Origin of the sequence: Thalassospira mesophila (assembly GCF_002115755.1) — a bacterium.
Taxonomy (GTDB): Bacteria; Pseudomonadota; Alphaproteobacteria; order Rhodospirillales; family Thalassospiraceae; genus Thalassospira; species Thalassospira mesophila.
In genome coordinates this window covers 554,636-576,647 of sequence record NZ_JFKA01000002.1, presented here as the reverse complement: position 1 = coordinate 576,647, position 22,012 = coordinate 554,636, and the positions used below count along the sequence as shown (strand labels likewise).

The following is a 22,012-nucleotide window of genomic DNA, read 5'->3' as shown; positions in this document are numbered from 1 at the left end:
TCAAAAACAAGCTACGCCGCTTTTCTTGCCTTTTCAATAGAATTTTCTTTATAAAAGGATGATGACAAAACGTAATCCCAAAGCCGCCGACGGGGAAACCCGCCGCGCCATCCTTGATATGTTAAAGGCCAACGGCCCGGCCCGTGCCGACCATATGGCGGTATCGCTTGGCGTGTCGTCGATGGCGGTGCGCCAGCATTTAAAAACGCTTGCCGATCAGGGCATGGTTGGCGAACAGCAAATCGCCTCGCCCAAGGGTCGCCCTGCGAAATTGTGGGCGCTGACTGCACATTCAAACACCGCCTTTCCCGATGGGCATCAGGAACTCGCCGTGTCGTTAATTGATTGTATGCGCGACAGTTTTGGCGAAGAGGGGCTGGCGCGCATTGTTGCGGCCCGGGCCGAACAGCAAAAAATGATATACCAGACCCGGCTGCAAAATTGCCCGCCCGACCTGGAATCACGGGTCAACGCCCTTGCCGCCGCGCGTGATGCCGAGGGATATATGGCCGCCACCCTGCGCGACGCCGATGGCACCTTGCTTTTGGTGGAAAACCACTGCCCGATCTGTTCGGCGGCATCGGCGTGCCGCGCGCTTTGCGCAAAGGAACTTGATGTGTTTCAATCGGTTCTGGGCGCGGATGTTATTGTGGAGCGCACCGATCATATTCTGGCAGGTGCGCGGCGATGCGCGTATCGTATTTATGATCGCCCCTGACATCGCCCCGCCTATTACAAAACAGGATACCCGCACATGACCTCGGCAGATTTTACCAAAATGGGGTTGGAAGCCCTGGCACAGGGGCAATATGACGCCGCGATCAATATGTTGCGCCAAACACTGGGCCACAATCAACACGATCTGCCCGCCCGCTTTGGCCTGGCCGAAGCCCTGCACCGGCGCGGCAACTTAACCGAATCGATTTACGAATATCGCAGTGTGCTGCGCGCTGACCCCGCCCATCAACTGGCCCTGCAACAACTGGCCGAGGTTTATTTGCTGTCGGGCAAACCGCGCGAAGCCTTGAATAACCTTGACGTCGCCCTGCGCAGCAACCCCGGCGACCCCGATTTGTTAACTGCACATGGCATGGCACAGCTTGAACTGGGGCGCCATCGCACCGCCTTGGCCGATTTTCACAGTGCATCGCGTTTGCGCCCTGGCGATGGCATGATCCATCATATGATTGCGCTGTGTTACCGGGCAGCAAAAGACAGCGACGGCGAACGCCGCGCCCTTGAACAGCTGTTGCGCATGACGCCACGGTCGCTGGCCTGCCTGAATGATCTGGGCCGGCTGGAAATGCTCGACGGTGATTATCATTCCGCGCTGGAATATTTTGACCGTGCCTTGCAAACCAACCCCACATCGGCCACCGCCCTTGCCAACCGCGCCATTGCCCTGACCGTTCTGGGCGAAGACCGCGCCCAACCGGCATGGGACGCCGCCCTGCAAGCCGATGCCGACGCCCCGCAAGACGGCGCACGCAACGCCACCATTTCCCAGCTTTATCATCTGGCCGAAGGTTTACTTGCCTCCGAAGCCAACACCGATGACGCCGGGCAACGCCAGTATTTAGCGGCAGGTGCCATGACAATGTCGACCATTGTTTAGGCTACCGGTCTTTTAATGTGCCGCCCCATCGCCCGCATTTTTGCCAAGTTCGGGCACAGCACGTTTCCATGCCATGATGCCCGCCACACACATCATGGCGGCAACAAAGCCCATGAAAAACGGCGATTGCGGCGATTGGCCCGATAATAAGCCGCCGACCAGCACGGCGACGGCCTCGGCCATCACATGGGCGGAGCGGTAAACCCCCAATGCCTGGCCTTGTTCATGCGGGCCTGCTGCATCGGAAATAAACAGGCTGGTGGTGACCTCGCACCAGGCTATGCCAAAGGCCGCCAGCGACATTGGCACAAAAATCCAGACCAGCCCGTCGGGCAGCAAAAACGTAATCATGCCAACACCCAAAAACACATGCGCCACCACACTTACCCCGGCAAGGCCGACACGTTTACGTGCCGGTTCCACCAGCAAACCCGCCGCAATCAGCGGCACCGAGATAATCGCAGAACAAGTCCCCAGGAACGAACTGCTGACATCGTGCGTCTGCACCAGGTAAACCCCGAAAAAAGCAAAAAAGACATAAACCGCGACATAGCTGAAAAATGAAATGACAAAACCCGGCAGCAGCTTTTTGTCACACACCGTTTGCCAGACGGTCCGGGGGCGAAATGCTGCGTCACCCGCAGGTTCGACCACGACCGCCTCGGCAGTGGCCGAAAGTTCAACCGCGCTGACCGGCCCCGCGGCACCTTCTGCCACGCGCACGGTGTTGGCCGTTTCGTCATCCTTGCGGCGGCGGGCATAGTCGGGAATGCGCAGGGTAAAAAACACTACCAGTAAATTAACCCCGAACATGCCCGCGGCAAAAAAGAACGGCCACGAGACATTAAAACCGTCGTAAATATCGGGGTCAGACAAAAACCCGCCCAGCAATGGCCCGATGATCCAGCCGATATTAATCGCTACCGTGATCAGGCCAAAATTGCGAACCTTGGTTTTCGGTGTGCTGATATCCGATGTGATGGACTGGGCAATTGCCATATTGCCCTCGCACAGGCCCGACAAAAACCGCCCGGCCAGCAACAAAGGCAGGCTGGCAATGGCAACCCCCAATGAGGTTACCAGATAACCCGCTGCCGCCCCGGCCAACGAGCCTAATAATACAGGGCGCCGCCCGATCCGGTCTGACCAGCGGCCCAGCCACGGCGCGCCGATAAACTGGCCGACGGGATAAAGGGCAATGGCGATGCCCAGCAAAAACGGGCGATATTCAACCGGAATGGACGGATCCAGAAAGCCCAGTTCGGGTTTTAAAAACATCGGCCCGAATACCGGATAAGGCAGGCTGAACCCGGCGAAGCCAAACATAACGGTCAAAAAGACCGCGATCATTAATTTACGTTCCTGGGGCATGGAGACGACTTTGTTTTAAAACGTTAAAAGCACGGTGGCAACGAAACAGGGGCGCGAGGCGTTAACCGCCCGCATCGGCCAAAGGCACCCGCGCGAAATGTTGGGGCATGTAATGCTGACCAAGGCCGTAAATAACGCTGTGCGCCGTGTCGGCCTGCCAGCCTGCCCCGACCAGCATGGCGGTTAGGCCATCGCAAAATGTGGGCAGCGCGTTTTCGCGCAACAAGCGGCCATAATGGGCATCGGTAATTTCGGAAAGGGCCAGCGCATTCATGCCAAAGGACAAGGCCCAACTGCCCAGATTAAGGGTCCGCCCGCGATCGCGGGAATAGTTTTCGCCCAGAACCGGTGCCGCCTGATCGAGAAATTCCTGAAACATGCGGGTGGCGTCGCTGACCTTGCGCAAAAAATCCTGATGGCGGCCATGCGTCGCGCGCTGCCAGATCGAGGGCGACATGGCGAGATATTCCATTTCAAACAGGTCGGGATTTTCGATGGAAAACAAAATATCAAGCAAGCTGGCGACGATGAATTTTTCCAACGCCGGGCCATCATGCTGTCGAGCGGTTTGCAAATAGGCCGTGCGCCCGGCACCCGCCCACATGGCCAAACCCAGCAATAAATCTTCCTTGCTGGCGAAATGAACATAAAGCGTGCCCACCGAAATCCCCGCCGCGCGCGCCAGATCCGACATTTTCAAATCGAAAAAACCGTGTTGGCCAATCAGGGTGCGGGCGCAATCAAGAATTTCCTTCTCGCGCTGCTGCCTTTTTTCCTGTTTCACGGCCAACCTATAAAATGATTAAAAATCGAATTTTGTTCATTTTTTGGTTTGCGGCAAGGGTCTTTTTTGCAAACCAGATTTGAAGGTGCGAAAAACTGCAAGAATGGTCAGGTGCGCGGTGCTGTTTCATGGCATGATGGGCCCGGCAAAAGGCGATAACCGACATTTACATTCGGCGGGCCGACGCAGGCGATGTGCCGGTTTTGCGGGTTAAACTGCTATTGCCACACGGTGCGGGGAACCGCAACGATTGGAAAACGTTCAGCTTTATATTGGTTTGCACAGGCCAACAAACCCGCGCCGATTGTGCCATCATTTTCATCACCCGCGGGTGACACTGGGAAAACCAAATGTTTGAACGCCTGATCCGTATCTGGGAACCTCTTCGGCACAGTCTTTGGCTTTTACCATTATTATTTGGCGTGATGGGCGCATTGCTGGCCGCGTGCATCATGGTGCTTCCCGTGACCATGGTTCGTCAGCTGTTTTCGCCGTTCTGGCCAATTTTTGCCGATGTCAACCAGGTACGCAGCATGGTCGGCATGTTGTTACCGGCCCTGGTAACGATGTTTACCCTGGCCTTGTCGATCACGATGGTGGTGCTGACACTGGCGGCACAAAATCTGGGGCCGCGCCTGATCCGTAATTTTCTTGGCGATCAGGCGACGCAAAGCGTGATCGGCATTTTTGTTGCCAATATCACGTTTCTGGTCACCGCCCTTTTAATGATGGGCGATGTGAAGGACCAGAATGCGGTCGCGCAACTTGCCGGGCTGACCGGGGCGCTGATGTTTATCATCAGCCTGTTCACCCTGATCGTTTTTGTTCATCATCTGGGCCGATCCATTGTCGCTGATCAGGTCATTATCGAGGTGGGCGACCGGTTAGAAAGCATCATTGCCGAAACCCATGACCGGTTGGGCCATGCCGTCATCGAGGCGCGAAATGCCGCCACCACCATTTCTGCGGCACCCGAAATTGCCCCGCAATTTGCCATTCAGGCGGCGCGATCGGGCTATATTCAGGGCATTGATTATGACGGGTTATGCAAAAAAATTGCCGCCCGCCATGCCAGCGTCGAGCTTATTCGCCAACCCGGCGAACACGTCATCAAGGATGAAATTATCGGCCGCATTTGCGGCGATCCGCAACATATCGAAACGCTGCGCCCTGCCCTTCAAAACGATGTGGCCAAAACAGTGATGATCGGCAATTACCGCACAGCCGCCCTCGATATCGAATTTTCCCTGCGCCAGATCGTTGAAATTGCCGTGCGTGCCCTGTCGCCCGGCATTAACGACCCGTTCACTGCCATCGCATCGGTTTATCGGCTGGGCCGGGCCATGCGCGAAACGCTGGCGTTTGTTTATCCCGCCGGTTTATGGATGGACGAACATCAAATCGCCCGGTTAAGCGGCCCGGTTTCCGATTTTAGCGGCATGTTAGGGGCCGCCATTGACCAGATCCGGCAGGCGGCCGTTAAAAAACCCGATGTGCTGATTCCGATTGCCGAGGTTCTCGAAGGGCTTATTCCCTTTATTCGTACCGATCGCCAACGCGACGAAATCCGCCGTCAGGCCAAAATCCTTATCAATACTGCCCGACGCGAAATTGGCGAACCCGATGACTGCCGCGATGTCGAAAACGCCGCCCGCCGGGTGCTGCGCTATAGTGCCAAATGGCATGAAACGCCGCTAACGCCGGGCCAAACCTGACATCCCGACACAAAAACCCCGCCATAACAAAAATGAATGGCGGGGTTTTAATTTAAAGACCGGCGAAACCGGTAAAAGCTGTTTTTGCGGGCTCAGGCACCAAGTTTGGCTTCAATCGCGGCAAGGGCCTGTGCGGCCTTGTCGCCATCGGGTCCACCGCCCTGGGCCATGTCGGGGCGGCCACCGCCACCCTTGCCACCCAGCTCGGCCACACCAATGCGCAGTAAATCCACTGCGTTATGGGTGTTAACCAGATCTTCGGTCATGCCAACCACAATCGATGCCTTGCCACCATCAAGGGCGATCAGGGCAGCAATGCCCGACCCCATCTGGCTACGTAATTCATCGACCATGCCTTTAAGTTCCTTGGCCGGAATACCTTCCAGAACCTTAAACGCGGTTTTAACCCCGTTGATTTCCTTGAAACCTTCGCTGCCACCCGCGCCCCCGGCTCCGCCGGTTGCCAGCTTTTTGCGCAAATCGGAAACTTCGCGTTCGAGACGGCGGCGTTCGTCCTGAAGGGCGCGCACCCGTTCGGGCACGTCTTCAGGGGTGGCTTTCAAATCACCGGCAATCACCTGTAACAGGCGGTCGCGATTGCCCATGTAATTCGCCGCGTCGGCCCCGCACAGGGCTTCGATCCGGCGCACGCCACTGGAAACCGCCCCTTCGGAGACAATTTTAAACTGGCCAATATCGCCGGTGCGTTTGACATGGGTGCCCCCGCACAGTTCCAGCGAATAGGCATAGGTTTTGTCTTCGGGCAGGCCCATGGAGACAACACGCACTTCATCGCCGTATTTTTCGCCAAACAACGCCATCGCTCCGATCTCAATCGCTTCATCCGGGGTCATCAAACGGGTGACGACTTCGGTATTTTCACGAACAAGGCGGTTTACATCGGCTTCGATCACGGCAATTTCTTCGGCGGTGACCGGCTTGGGGTGCGATACGTCAAACCGCAAGCGGTCCGGTGCCACCAGCGAGCCTTTCTGGGTGACATGGCCGCCCAGATGTTTGCGCATCACAGCATGCAACAAATGCGTTGCCGAATGGTTGGCGCGCAGGCTGGCGCGGCGGGTATGATCGACCTTGAACCCGGCTTCGTCGCCGGTTTTGATCTCGCCCGAAACAACCTTGCCCATATGAACATGCAGGCTGCCCAGTTTTTTCTGGGTATCGGCAATTTCAATCACCGCACCACTGGCAGTTTTGATCACACCGGCATCGCCTTGCTGACCACCCGATTCTCCAAAAAACGGTGTCTGGTTGGCCAAAATGGCAACGGTGTCGCCCGCTTTGGCCGCGTCAACTTCGGTGCCATCAACGATAATGGCGGTCAAAACGCCTTCGGCACTTTCGGTTTCATAACCCAAAAATTCGGTCGCCCCCAAACGGTCGTTCAGGTCAAACCAGACTTCCTCGGTTGCGGCTTCGCCAGAGCCCGACCATGCGGCACGGGCCTTGGCCTTTTGTTCGGCCATGGCCGATGAAAAACCGCTTTCGTCAATTTCGATCTTGCGGGGTTTTAATGCATCCGCCGTCAGATCAAGCGGGAAGCCATAGGTATCATACAGTTTGAACGCGACTTCGCCCGGCAATACGGCACCGGCCCCCATATCAAGGGTGGCGTCGTCGAGCATTTTCAAACCACGATCAAGCATGGTTTTAAAGCCATGTTCTTCAAGCTTGAGGGTTTCTTCGATCAAGGCCTGGGCACGGACCAGTTCGGGGTAAGCGGCCCCCATTTTGCGCACAAGGGCGGGAACCATTTTGTACATCAGCGGTTCTTTGGTGCCGATCATGTGCAAATGGCGCATGGCACGGCGCATAATCCGGCGCAAAACGTTGCCGCGACCGGCATTGGACGGCAAAACACCATCGGCAATCAAAAAGCTGGTGGAACGCAAATGGTCGGCAACCACGCGGTGCGACACATTAAACGGGCCATCGGGGTCGGTATGGGTGACATCGGCCGAGGCTTCGACCAGGGCGCGCATCAAATCGATGTCGTAATTGTCGTGTTTGCCTTGCAAAACGGCGGCAACACGTTCCAGTCCCATGCCAGTATCGATTGACGGTTTGGGCAGGTCGAGACGGGTGCCATTGGCCAGTTGTTCATATTGCATGAACACCAGGTTCCATATTTCGATGAAACGGTCACCATCTTCATTGGCACTGCCCGGAGGGCCACCCCAGATGTGATCGCCATGGTCAAAGAAAATTTCCGAACACGGGCCACAGGGGCCGGTATCGCCCATCGACCAGAAATTATCTGATGTCGGGATGCGGATGATGCGGTCATCAGACAGCCCGCCGATTTTCTTCCACAGGGAATGAGCCTCGTCATCGGTATGATAGACGGTAACCAGCAATTTATCTGCCGGGAGGCCGTATTCCCTGGTGATCAGGTTCCAGGCGAATTCAATCGCATCTTCCTTGAAATAATCACCGAACGAAAAGTTGCCCAGCATTTCAAAGAAGGTGTGATGGCGCGCGGTGTGCCCGACATTTTCAAGGTCGTTATGTTTGCCCCCGGCCCGCACGCATTTCTGCGAGGTGGTCGCGCGCGTATAATCGCGATGCTCCTGCCCGGTGAAAACATTTTTAAACTGCACCATCCCTGCGTTGGTAAACATCAGGGTCGGGTCATTGCGCGGCACCAGCGGGCTGGAAGATACGACCTCGTGGCCGTTCTTGCGGAAAAATTCCAAAAACGTGGTGCGAATATCGTTAACGGTCTGCATCTCTCTCCAACCCGGAAAACGCGGAACAATCCCCCCTGCCATCGCAGGGTCGGGACTGCACTGTTTAACGGTTGCGCGGCGGCGTGTCCAGTCGGCACGCCATGAGATGCCTTAATTCGACTTGTCCTGTATTTTCTGACCCAGTTTTTCCAGATCCTTGCCAAACCCGTCAGCGGTTTCACACCCCGCCAGCGCCACACCAAACGCCACCATCAACAGAATCGCCATCACATTGCGGATCCGTCTTTCCATCGCCCGTCTTCTCCTGCTTTCGCTCACAGCCTGTTAATCCAAAAACATCAACGATCTGCGCAACCGCCCCGTCGGGCTGCCTGCATCGTTCTGCATTTGATTAGAGCATATTTCCTTTAATAAGACCCATTCTGCCCGCGCATTCTGCTGCTCGACAAGGAGAAGTCCGCAGGGCGTAACGGGGTTACGGACAAGGATTTCGACGTAACCGAGCAGAAGAATGCGCGGGCCCGTAGGGTTTAATTTTGACGGCATTTGGCGGCGTTACACCGCTTGCGCGATGCGCCGCATCGCGCGGCGCGCTGTGCCTTGCCAAACGGCACGTCAAAATCAAACAGAATGGGTCTTATTAAAGGAAATATGCTCTAATGCGCAAAATATAACAAAATCATGACTTCACCCTACAAAAATCGCGGAGGCAGCCTTTACCGGGGACCGATTTTTTGGAAGGAATTGCGGTATATTACGAAAGCAGACCGCGATATTGGCAAAAAGGCCGGGACAAACACAAAAAAACGAGCCCGCAAGGGGCCCGTTTTTATTGTTGTCGACGACCAAAAACATGTTCGCCTGTTATGTTATCGGCCTAGACTGGCGGGCGGCGCCCCCGCAGGGCGTTGACCAGCAACGACACCAGAAACAGCACAATAAAGACAAAGAACAAAATCTTTGCAATCCCGACAAATGTCCCGGCAAGCCCGCCAAAACCAAGAACGGCTGCCAGCAATGCCAAGACAAGACAGAAAATTGCCCAACCAAGCATCATAATTCTCCTGTTGTTATTATATTTTCAGGCGACTGGCACAGTTTGCCCGTGTTTTCTGTTTAATCTTATGCCAGTCGTTAGCCACACCAGATCAGTTGCGAGCATATGCCCGAAAAGGATCAGTTGGCACCGTCCTGAATGTTATCACCCAGCTTTTCAACATCCTTGCCAAAACCATCGGCGGTTTCGCAGGCGGCCAGCCCCATGCCAAAACCGGCAATGATGGCCAGAGCAAAAAAGCGCTTTAAGAAAGTAGACATGGTTTTCTCCTGATCCTTGATCTTGAGAGTATTTGTATTTTCTACACACTTACTCGAACGCAAAGGCGGGTTGCTTGTTCCTGATGAAAAACACGCTGATCGGGCATTTCGGGGCTTACCGCTTGGAAAATGCTTCAAAAACCGCAGTATTTAGCCATTGAGGCAAAAAATGATCATTTTGGGGCATAATCGGTTCCCTTGCATGATCGACAATGACCCCGCAGAACCGATAGATAAAAGCCCTGACACGGACCGCGTACCGGTGAATTGCGCATAAAAAAACGGGCACCTGTTAAAGGCACCCGTTTATCGTAACTGGCAATATCAGAATTAAAAGGTCGTCGCTGAAAACCTAGTCGTCGTCGTCGTTGAAAACCTAGTCATCGTTGCTGACTTCGTCTTCGCTCAAATTGGTCATGCTTTCGGCGATCAAACCGGCACTTTCACGGATCGCACGTTCAATCTCGTTGGACATTTCGGGGTTGTCGCGCAGGAAGTTTTTGGCGTTTTCACGCCCCTGGCCAACCCGGGTGGAATTATAGGAAAACCACGAGCCCGATTTTTCCACAATCCCGGCTTTGACGCCCAGATCAAGGATTTCGCCCATCTTGGAAACGCCTTCGCCATACATGATGTCAAATTCGACCTGTTTGAACGGCGCAGCCATTTTGTTTTTGACAACTTTGACACGGGTCTGGTTGCCCACAACCTCGTCGCGGTCCTTGATCTGGCCGATACGGCGAATATCAAGACGGACAGAGGCATAAAATTTAAGCGCGTTACCACCGGTCGTGGTTTCCGGGCTGCCAAACATCACGCCAATTTTCATACGGATCTGGTTAATAAAGATAACCATGCAGTTCGAGCGAGACACCGAGCTGGTCAGTTTGCGCAAGGCCTGGCTCATCAAGCGGGCCTGCAAGCCGACATGGGTGTCGCCCATTTCGCCTTCAAGTTCAGCGCGCGGGACAAGGGCGGCCACGGAATCGACCACCAGCACATCAATCGCGCCAGAACGCACCAGCGTGTCGGAAATTTCCAGAGCCTGTTCCCCGGCATCGGGCTGCGAAATCAACAATTCGTCGACATTAACGCCAAGCTTGCGGGCATATCCCGGGTCAAGGGCATGTTCGGCATCGACAAAGGCGCAGGTACCACCGGCTTTTTGGGCTTCGGCAATCACATGCAGCGCCAAAGTGGTTTTACCCGAGCTTTCCGGGCCATAAATTTCAACAATACGGCCTTTGGGCAATCCCCCGATGCCGAGCGCGATATCGAGCCCGAGCGAACCGGTAGAAATTGCCGAAATGTCTATAACACTGCCGCGCTGCCCCAGTTTCATGATCGAACCTTTGCCAAAGGCGCGTTCGATCTGCCCAAGGGCGGCTTCAAGTGCTTTCTGCTTATCCATAGTATCCTTATCCACCAATTGCAGCGCGGTCTGAATCATCGCTTGAACTCTCTTATTCCACAGGCCCGGGTTTGATGCAACGCAGGCGGTTCCCAGGCCCTTTGTGCGGAACGCCACCGCAGGGACCAGCCCCAAAGAACATTTGAGGAACACTGACACAGACCTACAGATGTTTCAAGTTTGTTCTCGCCCTATACGTTAAAAGTCCTAATAAAATCGCGGCGTGTTTCACATTTTGTTCGCACCCGAATGCGCAACCAACCCGGAACCTGCAAAATCATGTTCTAAAACAGCAGCTTGCCCGCATTATCGGCAAAGGCAACGCGACCAGCCCGTGTTTTTGCCCGATATGCCGGAAATGTTTTGCGTTCCTGCCCGCAAGACAATGACAGGCCATGCGGGCAACAAACACACCGACCATATCGGCGATTAAAATGTGGAAATATGCAGATTCGCCCTGTGAACGTTTACATCAACACACGGGTTCCGCGATCAGGTGGTGATTTTAAGATGTTCGTGCTTGTGGGTGTGCCCATCCTCGCCGTGGCGATGGGCTTCGACATGCACTTCACCGGGCACGGTATAAAGGCTACCGTGGCGCACACCGGGCTGGGCCAGAATTTGATCGGCGAATTTACGAATATCGCCGAGCTTGCCTTTCAGGGTCACAATTTCAAGGCAGGTATCATGGTCAATATGAAAATGAACCGTGGAAACCGTCATGTCATGATGTTCGTGCTGGGCCGACATCAGACGGCTGGCCAGCATGCGTTCTTCGTGGTCATAGACATAATTCAAAACGGCAATGCCGCTGCCGTTTTTGTCTTCGGCCAGTTGTTCCTGTTGCAGTTTTTCGCGGATTAAATCGCGAAATCCTTCGGACCGGTTGGTATAGCCGCGCCCGTCCAGAAATGCGTCGAACGCCGACATCAAATCATCTTCGATCGAGACGGTAACGCGCGTCATCCAAAGTTCCTTTCAAAATTCATCCATCCTGCATCAAGGGCAAGGACAAGCCCCGAACCGGACATATCCATGCGAGCGCTAATGTCACAGAGGATGGCAAATGTTTCAATCAAACTTCGCACCGCACACCGGGCTTGCCGCAACAGCATTTGTGACAATCTGACAAATTCAAACATTTCCAATACTTTGGGTGACATCATCGATGGTGCCCCATATGCTTTGCAAGCTTGATCGGGCCGCGACTTCCCTGTCGATTTTTCGTTCCGATTTAAGCATTTGCTCGTGTCCCACAGATATTTCATCTGTAATTACCTAACAGCCATCTCTTTTCAGAGCATGGCTGTTTTTTTGTCTTGCCGGTTGGTGATGCGGGTTACAGCAGGAACAGGATTGCGACACCGGCAAAGGCCATGCAGGTGCCCATTATGGCCTGCAAGCCAACAGGTTTGCGCAAAACCACGCCTTCATACACAATCAGCAAAACCGGCGGCGTCGCCATTAAGGTGCTGGCAATACCGACATTGGCATTTTGCACCGCCAGCATCGACAGCCACACCCCCATTGCCGGGCCAATAAATGCGCCCAACATCAGCCAGCCGCGCACATCGGCAGCCGTGCAAGATATAATCGTTCGGCGCACACGCCCGGTCAGGGCGGCCAGCCCCCACATAATCACAACCGCAACCAGTGTGCGGATCCAGGTGGCTGACAGGGCCGAATAGCCGCCAATCAGCGCATATTTCGCCGTAATTAGATTGGCAACCTGCCCCATCGCCCCACCCAGCCCGCATAAAATACCAATCAGATATTGCCGTCCGTCCAAATTGGCCGGGCGCCCCTTGCGGATCATGATCACGGTTAAAATACCACCCACCCCCAACGCCACCCCGCCGATTTGGCCGGGGCTAAGCACCTCGTCAAACAGAAACCACGCCAGCACCGTCCCCATAATTGGCACAGAGGACATCATCAACATCGACAGGCGCGCCCCCAGAATGGCAAAGGCCTGAAACAGCATCGCATCGCCAATTACCAGCCCCAGCACCGACGACAAGGTTAACCAGCCCAGTTGTTGGGGCGTGGTGGCATGGGGCCAGGGCTGCCCCTCGACCAGCCAATGAATAATTGTCAGGCAGGTGATCGAACACAGCAACCGCCCGCGATTAACGCTTTGCGCCCCGGCCTTGCCGCTAATATTGGAAAAAATCATGCTCGACGTGGCCCAGGACAGGGCCGCCGTCATGGCAGCAGCTTCACCGAAAAAAGGGATCATCAAGGATCATCCAAGCGGGAGACGCGGGGTCTCGTCTGAAAAAGCGGCAAAAAGCGGAAAGCGTTTCAATCACACATCTGGCATTTTCGCAACCGGGACCAACAAGGGGGCCGATATAAAATGCCATAAATACCCGCGATCAACCGCGATGCCGACATGCACAAACCCAAATAAAAAACCCGCATTGGAACTATAATTAAAAGTGTTTATTACCACGCCCCGCAACCTGCGAAATATTTTCCCGAGGCTGTACAAACAGGGGAATGTTACGAACCGGTTTGAGCGACAAGGGCAACCACGCGCGGTGATGAGGCGATGCATCGCGCAGCGCCTTGCGAAATGCGCCCCAGCCAGTATGTTGGGTCCGATCAGATAACACAGGACAGTGCCCATGAGCCGGACCAGCAACGACACCACCGCCACCAAACCCTTTAAGGGCATTCGGCGTCACTTGCATGATGGTGAAGTGGTGATTATGGATTTGCCGTTATCGGCAACGTCCATTCTTGTGCCCGGCCTCATTAAAATCATCTGGCTGGCGGTGCTTATTTTCGCGGCCTACCATTACGGCGAGATATACGATTTTCTGCGTCCCTATCTGAAATCTGCGTTCACCGGCCCCGATGCCTTTGCTGCCCTCGACCGGTTATGGAACAATTACGAATTTGTCTTTTCCATCGCCCTGTTTGGCGTAATCATTGCCGCGATATCGATTATATGGCGGCTTTTTCGCCGTGCCCTTGGCATTTCAACGGCCGCGGCACGCGACAGCATTTTGCTGCCCCTGACCGCCATCCGCGATCTGTTCTTTTTTGAGCGTATCATCACCAACAACAGGATTGTGACGCGCAGCGGTGTTTTCGTTAAAGACCAGGACGACACCGGGTTTGAAGCCATCAAGGCCACCCAGATTTACAAAAGCGTGATTGGCAATATCTTTGATTTTGGCGATTTGCGCATTACCGACCGGCTGGGTTACAGCTTTATCCTGCGTCAGGTGACAGCACCGGAAAAAGTCGCCAAGGAACTTTCCGATTTTTTTGGCCGGGTGACATCGCACCGGGCGGGCGAGCCGGTAAACATTACCGGGCGCAGTCGTGAAACCGTTATCGACAGCCAACAGCAAAACCGCAATTTACCACCCGAAGGCGATACGTTTTAAGGACGGTGCGACCGCGTTAAACGACAATGCAATGTTAAATCAATGCATCGTCCTGTTTAATAAGGGCTTGTTCGAGATGTGCAATGCCGTCGGGCGTGTTGGCAAAAACGGTAATACCGTGATTTTGCAACAGGGCCACCGTGGCCCCGACCCCGCGATGACGTGTGCCAGTGAACTGCCCGTTATAAATAAAGCTGCTGCCACATGACGGGCTGCCATCGGTTAACAAGGCGAAGCGGCAATTATGGGTGTTTGCAAGTGCCAGCGCATTTTGCGCACCGCATAAAAATTCATCACTGACATCGCGACCGGTATTTTCCACGATACGCGCCGTTCGCACCAAAACGTCTGTGCCACTATAACCCTGTTCGATTTCGGCAGGCGGACGCGGGATTGGCAACCCGGCAGAAACTTCAGGGCAAACCGGCACCAGCCGCCCTTCGCCGTGCCAGCGGTCAATCGCATCATGGACCAGGGTTTTGGCCGATCCGTTATAACGTACCGGCGCCCCTAACAAACACGAACTGATCAGGATTTTTGCGACCATCGCTGCCGTTCCGAATAAAGCGGCTTACCGCAAACCGTTAAATCGCGGGTGCCACTTTGGGTTAAAGAACCTCTTTGACCTTGGTTGCCAGTTCCTTGAGCGAGAAAGGTTTGGGCAGGAAGTGAACGCCGTTTTCTTCGTCAAGTTCATCGCGGTAGGTGTCTTCGGCATAGCCGGAAATAAAGATCACCTTCAAATCGGGCCGTTCAGCGCGCAATATCCGCACCAGACTGGGGCCGTCAAGCCCCGGCATCACCACATCGGAAATCACCAGATCGATGGTTTTGTCGGTGTTTTCAAGAACTTCCAGCGCGTTGTCGCCATTGCTGGCTTCAAGCACGTCATAGCCCTTACCGCGTAGCGCACGCGCGCCAAAGGTGCGAACGGCGTCTTCGTCTTCCACCAGCAAAATCGCCCCGCTGCCGGTCAGATCGCGTGACGGGGCTTCTTCGCTTACAGCCTGGCTGGCGGCCAGTTCTTCGGCGGTAATTTCATGGCGCGGCAGGTAAATGGTAAAGGTGGTGCCCACACCCATTTCACTTTCCACCGATATAAAACCGCCCGTTTGTTTGACGATGCCATAAACGGTTGAAAGGCCAAGGCCAGTGCCTTCGCCGCGTTGTTTGGTGGAAAAGAACGGTTCGAAAATGCGGGTCAGATTGTCCTTCGGAATACCAATGCCAGTATCGCGGACTTCGATGCGGACATAATCGCCGGGCGGTATAATTTCAGCCCCGGCATGTTTGGTTTCATCAACAATTTCGTTGCTGGTTTTAATTGCCAGCATGCCGCCGCCCTGCGACATGGCATCGCGTGCATTGACCACCAGATTGATAATCACCTGGTCAAGCTGCCCCGGATCCACCTTGACCAGCCCAATATCACGGCCATGTGCCACTTTAAGGTCGATCTTTTCACCAATCAGGCGGCGCAGCAGGTTCGACATTTCGGCCAGCGCATCGGTAATGTTAATCACCTTGGGCTGAAGCGTTTGCCGACGCGAAAACGCCAGAAGCTGGCGCACCAGATTGGCGGCGCGGTTGGCGTTTTGCTTTATTTGCATAATATCGGCAAAGCTGGGGTCGCCCGGCCCGTGGCGCGACAGCAACAAATCGCAAAAGCCGATCATGGCGGTTAGCAGGTTATTGAAATCATGGGCAACACCGCCTGCCAATTGCCCCACAGCCTGCATTTTTTGCGACTGGGCAAATTGTTCCTCGAGGTTTTTCTGTTCGGTGGTGTCAAGGAAGTTAAGCAACAATGCGCCGCTTTCGCCCGACCGCCCGGCAACCCGTTGCAGGTAAATATGGGCCGCCACCCCGCGCGAGCCTTGCAGGCGAGCTTCGATCTGGCCACCCTTGCCCATGCCCATCACGGCCTTGGACAAATAGCGCGCCACATCGTCACGGTCCTCGGGCAGGATCAGTTCCAGAATGGATCGGCCAATAACCTTGTCGCGTTTTTGCCCGGCGGTATCAATGAAGGCGCGGTTCGCATCGGTAACGGTGCCGCTCATATCGGCCAGAATGATCGAAAGCGGACTGTCATCAAAGAACCACCGCACCCGGCGTTCTGTTTCGGCCAGGGCATGTTCCCATTCGTGGGCGGGCATCGGGTCGGGGAAAACAACAGCCTGGCTGCGAATAGGCCCGGTATTGGGCGCATTGATGGAATGGGTGATAAAACATTTAATCGGCTCGCCGCCGCGCACTTTAAGGCGCACTTCGCCGTTCATGCCGTCGCCCACCATCAGGTCGGCCAGTTCCACCGCACCATCGGCGTAATCTTCGGGCTTGCCGCCCAGCCACGTTGCCAGGCGCTGATTGACGTAAAGAATACGGCCATCTTCATCTAGGCCAAACACGCCGACCGGCAGGCGTTCGATCATCAGATCGGCATGTTCAAACCCCTTGGACCCGGTTGCCAGATGCGATGAAATACCGCCGATCTGGTCGGGAAGGTCCGCCGGGGCCAGATGGGCCGCAACAGATGTGGCATCCTGCAGGGCCAGTTGCCGCCCCTGTGCCAGCACCAGGGCTGTGCGGCTGGCAGGGTCAACACCATCGACAGTCCATAACATTTGCCCGCGCCGGGCATTGGCCGGGGTGACGGACAAACGCAGGATTTTGCCTGCGGTGGTGGCCTGTGCTGCCAAACGGCGTTCGTCATCACTGCCTTCGCCGCCATCCGCGCTGGATACTATATAGGATGTCGGGCCATCGTCATTGGGAGACGCATCGGCAGCGCGGGCACCCTTTTCGGTGGCCTCCGCAGACCGGGCCAGCGCATTATCAAGATAAACCTCGCCCGACTCGCCGCGCATGGCACGCGCGCGCAGATCAACCAGATCAGCACCATCAAGATCAAGGAAACTTAACCGGCTTTCAAGGGCGGCCAGCATGTCTTCGCCGGGTTCAATGCCCAGTTTTTGCGAGAAGGCCGGGTTGGCATAAAGGGTACGGCCATAGGCATCGATCAGGGCGATGCCAATATCCGATGTGGCAAAGCCCGACATAAGCGGTGCGAGATCACGCTCACCATCGCGGCGGCGCGCCGTCACCGACAGGATGGCTACTGCCAAAACAGCGACCCCTGTGACCATTGCGCCAATGATCCACATTACCCGTGCGTCAATGCCCGCCTTTGCCATGACCTGCATCAGGACATAGATGAAACCGACAAACGCCACACTTACCGCAAGGATTAACCCCCGTAACAGCACGTCACCGCCTTTATTACCAACAGCTTATTACGACAGCCTATAGTTTTAGCTGTAATTGCCCCCACTGGCTACCAGCAAGTTTGGCAAGCCCGCTACCCGATGGCACATCGATGGCACATCATCGAACACCGCAAACACGGCAACGCGATGGCACAGAGACAAAAACAGGAACACAAACAGGGGCACAAGGCCGCGCAAATTTGCCGGAATTGCCTAAAGACTGTGATCGACAAACCGTTTCAAGGCCACCTGGGTATTTTCATCGGTATTAAATTCGATGCTGATTTCATCTTCATTAACCGCACAGACCCGCCCCGAGACCCAGCCCTTGGCAGCAGGAACATCAAGATCAACCAGCGTCCCGTAGGAAACGGGCCGGGCCAATTTTACCATGGCACCGCCTTCCGACAGGTTTTCAATTTCGGCGTCAAATGTTTCCCTGCCAACGCGCAGCTTTGATTTGATTGCCACCCTGACACGCGGGGCATGGCGGCGGTCAACGTCGCTTGTGGAGGTGCGCACAACATCGACCAGCACCTTGCGCAGATCGCGCACGGCATGGGCCACCTGATTGGACAGATCCCCAACCTCGCTGGCAAGTTGGCCGGTGATGGCGGCTTCGTCGGAAACTTCGCCGATTTTTCCCGATACCTCGCGCGAGGCCGAGGCACTGTCGGTCACATTGCGGGCAATTTCGCTGGTGGCGGCACTTTGTTCTTCGACGGCGGCGGCAATCGCGGTTGATATCATGTCGATATCGCGGATTTTCTCGGCAATAAGGGAGACGGCCTGCACCGCGGTTTTGGTAACCGCCTGAATTTCGCCGATCTGGCGGGTAATTTCATCGGTTGAACGGCCGGTTTGGGTCGCCAGGTTTTTCACTTCCTGGGCCACCACGGCAAACCCTTTGCCCGCTTCGCCGGCACGGGCGGCCTCGATTGTGGCGTTCAGGGCCAAAAGATTGGTCTGGGCGGCAATGCCAGAAATCAGTTCGACCACTTCGCTAATGCCATTTACGGTATCAGACAGGCGGGTAATGGTGGCTTCGGTTTCATTACTCGCGGCAACGGCTTCGGCGTTAATCCGGTTGGCGTGGCCGATCTGGGTGTTAATTTCCAGCAACGAGGAATTAAGTTCTTCCCCCGCCCCGGCAACGGCTTCGACCGTTGCCAGCGCCTGATGCGAGGCCGAGGCCACCGAATTGGCGTTGGTTTGCACGGTATCGGCCGACCCCGACATGCGATTGGCGACAACGGCAAGGTTTCCGGTTTGCTCGGCAATGGTTTCAACCACACGCCCGGTTTCACTTTCAACCTTTTCGGCCATCGCAACCAGGGCATCCCGACGATTTTTCTCGGCTGTAATGCGATCGGTTTCCTGCTGGTTACGCAATTGTTTCGCCTGCAGGCCGGTGGCGCGAAAAACATCAAGCACCCGGCTAAGATCGCCAATTTCGTCGCTGCGATCAGACTGGGGCACAACAACGTCGAAATCCCCCTCGGACAATTTGCGCAAATTGTCCACCATGCCGGTCAGGGGCACACCGATACGCCGATGCATAACCAGCGCAATCACACCGCAGACAAAAACCGCCGCAATCGTGACAATTGTTGTCAGATAAAAAACAAGACTGATGCTTTTATCAAGCTGGTCAAGCTTGTCTGACAGGTGATTTTCGGAGGTGGCACTATAGGCCTGCGTTTCAAGAACCATGGCAGATAAGGCAGCCGTCATTTTGTCGGCTTCGGCATCAAACTTGACCCGCAGACGATTACCCTGTTCGGCACCACCATCGATATAGGCCTGTGCCATTTCCTTGCCCTGGGCATAATAGGACGGAAACGCTGCCGATACACCGTCCAGCGCGGTAACAATTTTGCTTTGCCCCAGACGCGTGGCAACAGAACGGGCTTCTTCCAGGTCTTTTTTCAAAACCGCAACGGCCTGTTCTGCCTTGTCAAACCCGCCATCAAGGCCATCCTTGCCCCGCGATGCCGAAATTTCCGACAAGCCCTGCTGCACCAGCGTGACATTATACCGTGCGTCGGAAATATTGTGGATCAGAACGGGGATGTCTGTTGTGGTGACAGATGCGATTTCCACAGCCTCGGACGTGGTGCGCCGGGCATCAAGATCGACAAGACCAATACCAATCGCCACCGCAACAAGCATGACAACGATAATGGCATTGGAAAAGGCAATTTGTCCTGAAAGTCGAAGCTTCATAAGGATGTTCCCGAACTGGCCGCTTTCACGGACGATGCAGTGTGACAAAACGCAAATCGCCAAACCACACGGGTGACCGAAAGGCTTGCGAAAATGTGAGCGCTATCTTGCTACGCGCTACCTATACTTATGGCAAGAAAATTTATAGCACGCCTTGCGGCAAAAGGAAAATTCCGGAACAAAAGCAGATGACTAACATCTATAAACCTTCTTTTGAAAAGTATAGTATTCCTATCCTAAAGGTAGGGAATTTATGTTCAAACCGGCCCTGCACAGAATAGAAAACCACCCCGCCAACGGGGCGGCATGGCATTTCAGCCCAGTTTTTTGCCCCGCAGCCGGAAAACATACGAGATAATTTCGGCCACCGCCTTGTAATGTTCGGGCGGAATTTCGCGGTCCACCTCGACTGTGGCAAACAACGCACGGGCGACAGGCGGGTTTTCAATGATGGTAACATTGTTTTCCTTGGCCACTTCGCGAATACGCAATGCCACGTGGTCCTGCCCCTTGGCCACACATTGCGGGGCCTGCATCATGCCAACATCATATTTCAGCGCAACCGCATAGTGGGTCGGGTTGGTGATAATCACGTCGGCACTGGGCACATTTTGCATCATGCGTTTCTGGGCGCGTTCCATCCGGATCTGGCGCACCCGGGCCTTGATTTCGGGGCTGCCTTCGGTTTGTTTGTATTCGTCTTTTATTTCCTGTTTCGACATCCGCATGGTTTTGTTGAATTCGTAGCGCTGATAGGCAAAGTCCATTCCGGCGATCACCGCTGTCAGGGATACGGCCGCAATCATCAACATCACGATCAAACGATATAAATGATCGAGAATTTCGGGCAGCGACATTTGCGGATAAAGCTCGATATCGCTGAGATGGGGAATGATCACGATTGCCAGCACCGCGCCCACCAGCACGATTTTGGAAATGTTTTTGACAAACTCGACCATTGTTTTCATTGAAAACAGGTTTTTGAGCCCCTTGAGCGGGCTGAGTTTGGTGATGTCAGGCGAAATACGTTCAGAGGAAATAACCAGCCCGTTTTGCACCAGATGCCCGGCAGCAGCAAAAAACACCAGCAGCAAAAACGGGATGCCCATAATTTTGAAAAAGCCGACAATAAGCCGCTGCCACAGCTGGCGCGTGCTTTCGGGGTCGAGGCTGAAATCCTGAGGATGGGCGACAAATTGCACCGCGAAATCGCGAATGCCATCCGCCATGCCCGGCGCCATCATGGTAATCACCAGGGCCCCGCCAAACAGCAGCATAAAGTTACCGACTTCCTTGGAAACCGGCACTTGCCCCTTCTCGCGCGCATCGTCGAGCTTTTTTTGGGAAGGGTCTTCTGTTTTTTGGCTGTCGTCTTCGTCGGCCATGGTTACACCCAGATTGACGCCGCACTTACGGGGTCAGAAAATTTTCCAGCCCATTTTCGAAATAGTTCGAAAACACCATCATCATGGAGGGCAAAACAATCAGGAACAAGAAGAATGCCACCGCGATCTGCACCGGCATGGCAACAAAAAACACCGGCAATTGGGGCATCAGCTTGTTTAACAAACCCAAAGCCACCTGCAAAACAATGGAAACCACCAAAAACGGTGCAGACATTTTCATGGCAATGGTAAAACTGTCATTGAGCGCATGAGATATAAATTGACTCATATCGCCAACCGGCAATTTTCCGCCGGGCGGAAACAGGGTGTAGGTTTCAAACATGGCCTGGATCATCAAATGATCAAGCCCGGTCGCAAAAAGCAGCACCAGCCCCACCTGGGTTAACAACCGCCCGGTAACCGCACTTTGCTGCCCGGCAATCGGATCGTTGGTAAAGGCGTTTGCCATCGAGGATGAATAGGCAATAATTGTTCCGGCTGTTTGCAAGGCTGCCATCAATATTTGGCCGAACATGCCAAAAAACAAGCCGATGGTAATTTCAAATCCCAGATAAACAAACAGGGTTGGCGCATCGGCCGGTTGCGCCGGGATCAGGGGGGATGTCAGCGGGGAAATCACCACCGCAATCCACAATGCCAGCATTAACCGCACCCGGGCAGGCACCATGGTTGACCCAAAACCGGGCATAAAGGCAAACGCCGCCCCGACCCTGGCGAAAGTCATCAGGACAACATAAAAGTCTAGAACAAGAAGGTCCTGCAAGGACGACATGATAAAGACCCGGTTGG

19 protein-coding genes are annotated in these 22,012 nt (G+C 54.7%); 4 read left to right on the top strand and 15 right to left on the bottom strand.

Translation table 11 applies throughout. The features are described 5' to 3' along the window. Positions 1-61 precede the first annotated feature (61 nt). A complete protein-coding gene (locus TMES_RS07075; protein WP_211275879.1) occupies positions 62-718 on the top strand; it encodes a helix-turn-helix transcriptional regulator in 657 nt (218 codons plus the stop codon). Positions 719-754: 36 nt separating this feature from the next. Next, positions 755-1,615, top strand: coding sequence for a tetratricopeptide repeat protein (locus TMES_RS07070; RefSeq protein ID WP_085580839.1), 861 nt, complete (start codon positions 755-757; stop codon positions 1,613-1,615). A gap of 12 nt (positions 1,616-1,627) precedes the next feature. On the opposite strand, the gene TMES_RS07065 is transcribed toward TMES_RS07070, so the two are convergent. Both TMES_RS07065 and TMES_RS07060 read right to left on the bottom strand, forming a co-directional pair. Then, positions 1,628-2,965, bottom strand: a complete 1,338-nt coding sequence (locus tag TMES_RS07065) for an MFS transporter (RefSeq protein WP_158091198.1) — start codon at positions 2,963-2,965, stop codon at positions 1,628-1,630. Between the two features lie 82 nt (positions 2,966-3,047). Further along, a complete protein-coding gene (locus TMES_RS07060; RefSeq protein WP_158091197.1) occupies positions 3,048-3,770 on the bottom strand; it encodes a TetR/AcrR family transcriptional regulator in 723 nt (240 codons plus the stop codon). A gap of 350 nt (positions 3,771-4,120) precedes the next feature. Between TMES_RS07060 and TMES_RS07055 the strand changes: the two genes are divergently transcribed. After that, a complete protein-coding gene (locus TMES_RS07055) occupies positions 4,121-5,485 on the top strand; it encodes a DUF2254 domain-containing protein (RefSeq protein ID WP_085580834.1) in 1,365 nt (454 codons plus the stop codon). Between the two features lie 92 nt (positions 5,486-5,577). Here the strand turns inward: TMES_RS07055 and alaS are convergent, their stop codons facing one another. The 8 genes from alaS to TMES_RS07015 form a co-directional block, all read right to left on the bottom strand. Continuing rightward, a complete protein-coding gene (gene alaS / locus TMES_RS07050; protein ID WP_085580832.1) occupies positions 5,578-8,232 on the bottom strand; it encodes an alanine--tRNA ligase in 2,655 nt (884 codons plus the stop codon). 111 nt (positions 8,233-8,343) lie between these two features. Continuing rightward, the gene (locus TMES_RS07045) at positions 8,344-8,484 is read right to left on the bottom strand and encodes an entericidin A/B family lipoprotein (RefSeq protein ID WP_085580830.1); all 141 of its coding nucleotides are present in this window, start codon (positions 8,482-8,484) and stop codon (positions 8,344-8,346) included. Between the two features lie 586 nt (positions 8,485-9,070). Further along, the gene (locus TMES_RS07040; RefSeq protein ID WP_425444042.1) at positions 9,071-9,250 is read right to left on the bottom strand and encodes a DUF1328 domain-containing protein; all 180 of its coding nucleotides are present in this window, start codon (positions 9,248-9,250) and stop codon (positions 9,071-9,073) included. Positions 9,251-9,369: 119 nt separating this feature from the next. Next, a complete protein-coding gene (locus TMES_RS07035; protein WP_085580826.1) occupies positions 9,370-9,510 on the bottom strand; it encodes an entericidin A/B family lipoprotein in 141 nt (46 codons plus the stop codon). 376 nt (positions 9,511-9,886) lie between these two features. Continuing rightward, positions 9,887-10,960: a recombinase RecA gene (recA, locus tag TMES_RS07030; protein WP_085580824.1), complete on the bottom strand. Its 1,074-nt coding sequence runs from the start codon at positions 10,958-10,960 to the stop codon at positions 9,887-9,889. Between the two features lie 453 nt (positions 10,961-11,413). Next, a complete protein-coding gene (nikR, locus tag TMES_RS07025) occupies positions 11,414-11,887 on the bottom strand; it encodes a nickel-responsive transcriptional regulator NikR (RefSeq protein WP_085580822.1) in 474 nt (157 codons plus the stop codon). Next, entirely contained in the window at positions 11,884-12,087 is a 204-nt protein-coding gene (locus TMES_RS07020) for a hypothetical protein (RefSeq protein ID WP_143589559.1), read from the bottom strand. Before TMES_RS07020 ends, nikR begins: the two co-directional genes overlap by 4 nt. 173 nt (positions 12,088-12,260) lie before the next feature. Continuing rightward, a complete protein-coding gene (locus TMES_RS07015; RefSeq protein WP_085580818.1) occupies positions 12,261-13,160 on the bottom strand; it encodes a DMT family transporter in 900 nt (299 codons plus the stop codon). A 391-nt stretch (positions 13,161-13,551) separates the two neighbouring features. Between TMES_RS07015 and TMES_RS07010 the strand changes: the two genes are divergently transcribed. Further along, positions 13,552-14,322 (top strand): PH domain-containing protein, encoded by a 771-nt coding sequence (locus tag TMES_RS07010; RefSeq protein ID WP_085580816.1) that lies wholly within the window; start codon positions 13,552-13,554, stop codon positions 14,320-14,322. 34 nt (positions 14,323-14,356) lie between these two features. Here TMES_RS07010 and TMES_RS07005 read toward each other — a convergent pair whose 3' ends face one another. The 5 genes from TMES_RS07005 to fliR all read right to left on the bottom strand — a co-directional run bounded on the left by TMES_RS07005 (position 14,357) and on the right by fliR (position 21,995). Then, the gene (locus TMES_RS07005; RefSeq protein ID WP_085580814.1) at positions 14,357-14,869 is read right to left on the bottom strand and encodes a 2-thiouracil desulfurase family protein; all 513 of its coding nucleotides are present in this window, start codon (positions 14,867-14,869) and stop codon (positions 14,357-14,359) included. A gap of 61 nt (positions 14,870-14,930) precedes the next feature. Continuing rightward, on the bottom strand, positions 14,931-17,591 hold the full coding sequence (locus TMES_RS07000; protein WP_085580812.1) for an ATP-binding protein: 2,661 nt from the start codon (positions 17,589-17,591) through the stop codon (positions 14,931-14,933). Positions 17,592-17,804: 213 nt separating this feature from the next. Continuing rightward, positions 17,805-19,817 (bottom strand): methyl-accepting chemotaxis protein, encoded by a 2,013-nt coding sequence (locus TMES_RS06995; RefSeq protein ID WP_085580810.1) that lies wholly within the window; start codon positions 19,815-19,817, stop codon positions 17,805-17,807. A 314-nt stretch (positions 19,818-20,131) separates the two neighbouring features. Next, positions 20,132-21,202 carry a flagellar biosynthesis protein FlhB gene (gene flhB / locus TMES_RS06990; protein ID WP_085580808.1) on the bottom strand — a complete coding sequence of 357 codons (1,071 nt, stop codon included), beginning with the start codon at positions 21,200-21,202 and terminating at the stop codon, positions 20,132-20,134. A 25-nt stretch (positions 21,203-21,227) separates the two neighbouring features. Continuing rightward, positions 21,228-21,995, bottom strand: coding sequence for a flagellar biosynthetic protein FliR (gene fliR, locus TMES_RS06985; RefSeq protein WP_085580806.1), 768 nt, complete (start codon positions 21,993-21,995; stop codon positions 21,228-21,230). Positions 21,996-22,012 lie beyond the last annotated feature (17 nt).

What these genes read in the sequence shown, in the direction of transcription:
- TMES_RS07040 (WP_425444042.1), bottom strand. Translation starts at nt 9,250, where the DNA reads ATGATGCTTGGTTGGGCAATTTTCTGTCTTGTCTTGGCATTGCTGGCA.
- TMES_RS07015 (WP_085580818.1), bottom strand. Translation starts at nt 13,160, where the DNA reads ATGATCCCTTTTTTCGGTGAAGCTGCTGCCATGACGGCGGCCCTGTCC.
- TMES_RS07065 (WP_158091198.1), bottom strand. Translation starts at nt 2,965, where the DNA reads ATGATCGCGGTCTTTTTGACCGTTATGTTTGGCTTCGCCGGGTTCAGC.
- TMES_RS07035 (WP_085580826.1), bottom strand. Translation starts at nt 9,510, where the DNA reads ATGTCTACTTTCTTAAAGCGCTTTTTTGCTCTGGCCATCATTGCCGGT.
- flhB (WP_085580808.1), bottom strand. Translation starts at nt 21,202, where the DNA reads ATGGCCGACGAAGACGACAGCCAAAAAACAGAAGACCCTTCCCAAAAA.
- recA (WP_085580824.1), bottom strand. Translation starts at nt 10,960, where the DNA reads ATGATTCAGACCGCGCTGCAATTGGTGGATAAGGATACTATGGATAAG.
- TMES_RS07010 (WP_085580816.1), top strand. Translation starts at nt 13,552, where the DNA reads ATGAGCCGGACCAGCAACGACACCACCGCCACCAAACCCTTTAAGGGC.
- TMES_RS07005 (WP_085580814.1), bottom strand. Translation starts at nt 14,869, where the DNA reads ATGGTCGCAAAAATCCTGATCAGTTCGTGTTTGTTAGGGGCGCCGGTA.
- alaS (WP_085580832.1), bottom strand. Translation starts at nt 8,232, where the DNA reads ATGCAGACCGTTAACGATATTCGCACCACGTTTTTGGAATTTTTCCGC.
- TMES_RS07045 (WP_085580830.1), bottom strand. Translation starts at nt 8,484, where the DNA reads ATGGAAAGACGGATCCGCAATGTGATGGCGATTCTGTTGATGGTGGCG.
- TMES_RS06995 (WP_085580810.1), bottom strand. Translation starts at nt 19,817, where the DNA reads ATGAAGCTTCGACTTTCAGGACAAATTGCCTTTTCCAATGCCATTATC.
- nikR (WP_085580822.1), bottom strand. Translation starts at nt 11,887, where the DNA reads ATGACGCGCGTTACCGTCTCGATCGAAGATGATTTGATGTCGGCGTTC.
- fliR (WP_085580806.1), bottom strand. Translation starts at nt 21,995, where the DNA reads ATGTCGTCCTTGCAGGACCTTCTTGTTCTAGACTTTTATGTTGTCCTG.
- TMES_RS07075 (WP_211275879.1), top strand. Translation starts at nt 62, where the DNA reads ATGACAAAACGTAATCCCAAAGCCGCCGACGGGGAAACCCGCCGCGCC.
- TMES_RS07055 (WP_085580834.1), top strand. Translation starts at nt 4,121, where the DNA reads ATGTTTGAACGCCTGATCCGTATCTGGGAACCTCTTCGGCACAGTCTT.
- TMES_RS07070 (WP_085580839.1), top strand. Translation starts at nt 755, where the DNA reads ATGACCTCGGCAGATTTTACCAAAATGGGGTTGGAAGCCCTGGCACAG.
- TMES_RS07020 (WP_143589559.1), bottom strand. Translation starts at nt 12,087, where the DNA reads ATGATGTCACCCAAAGTATTGGAAATGTTTGAATTTGTCAGATTGTCA.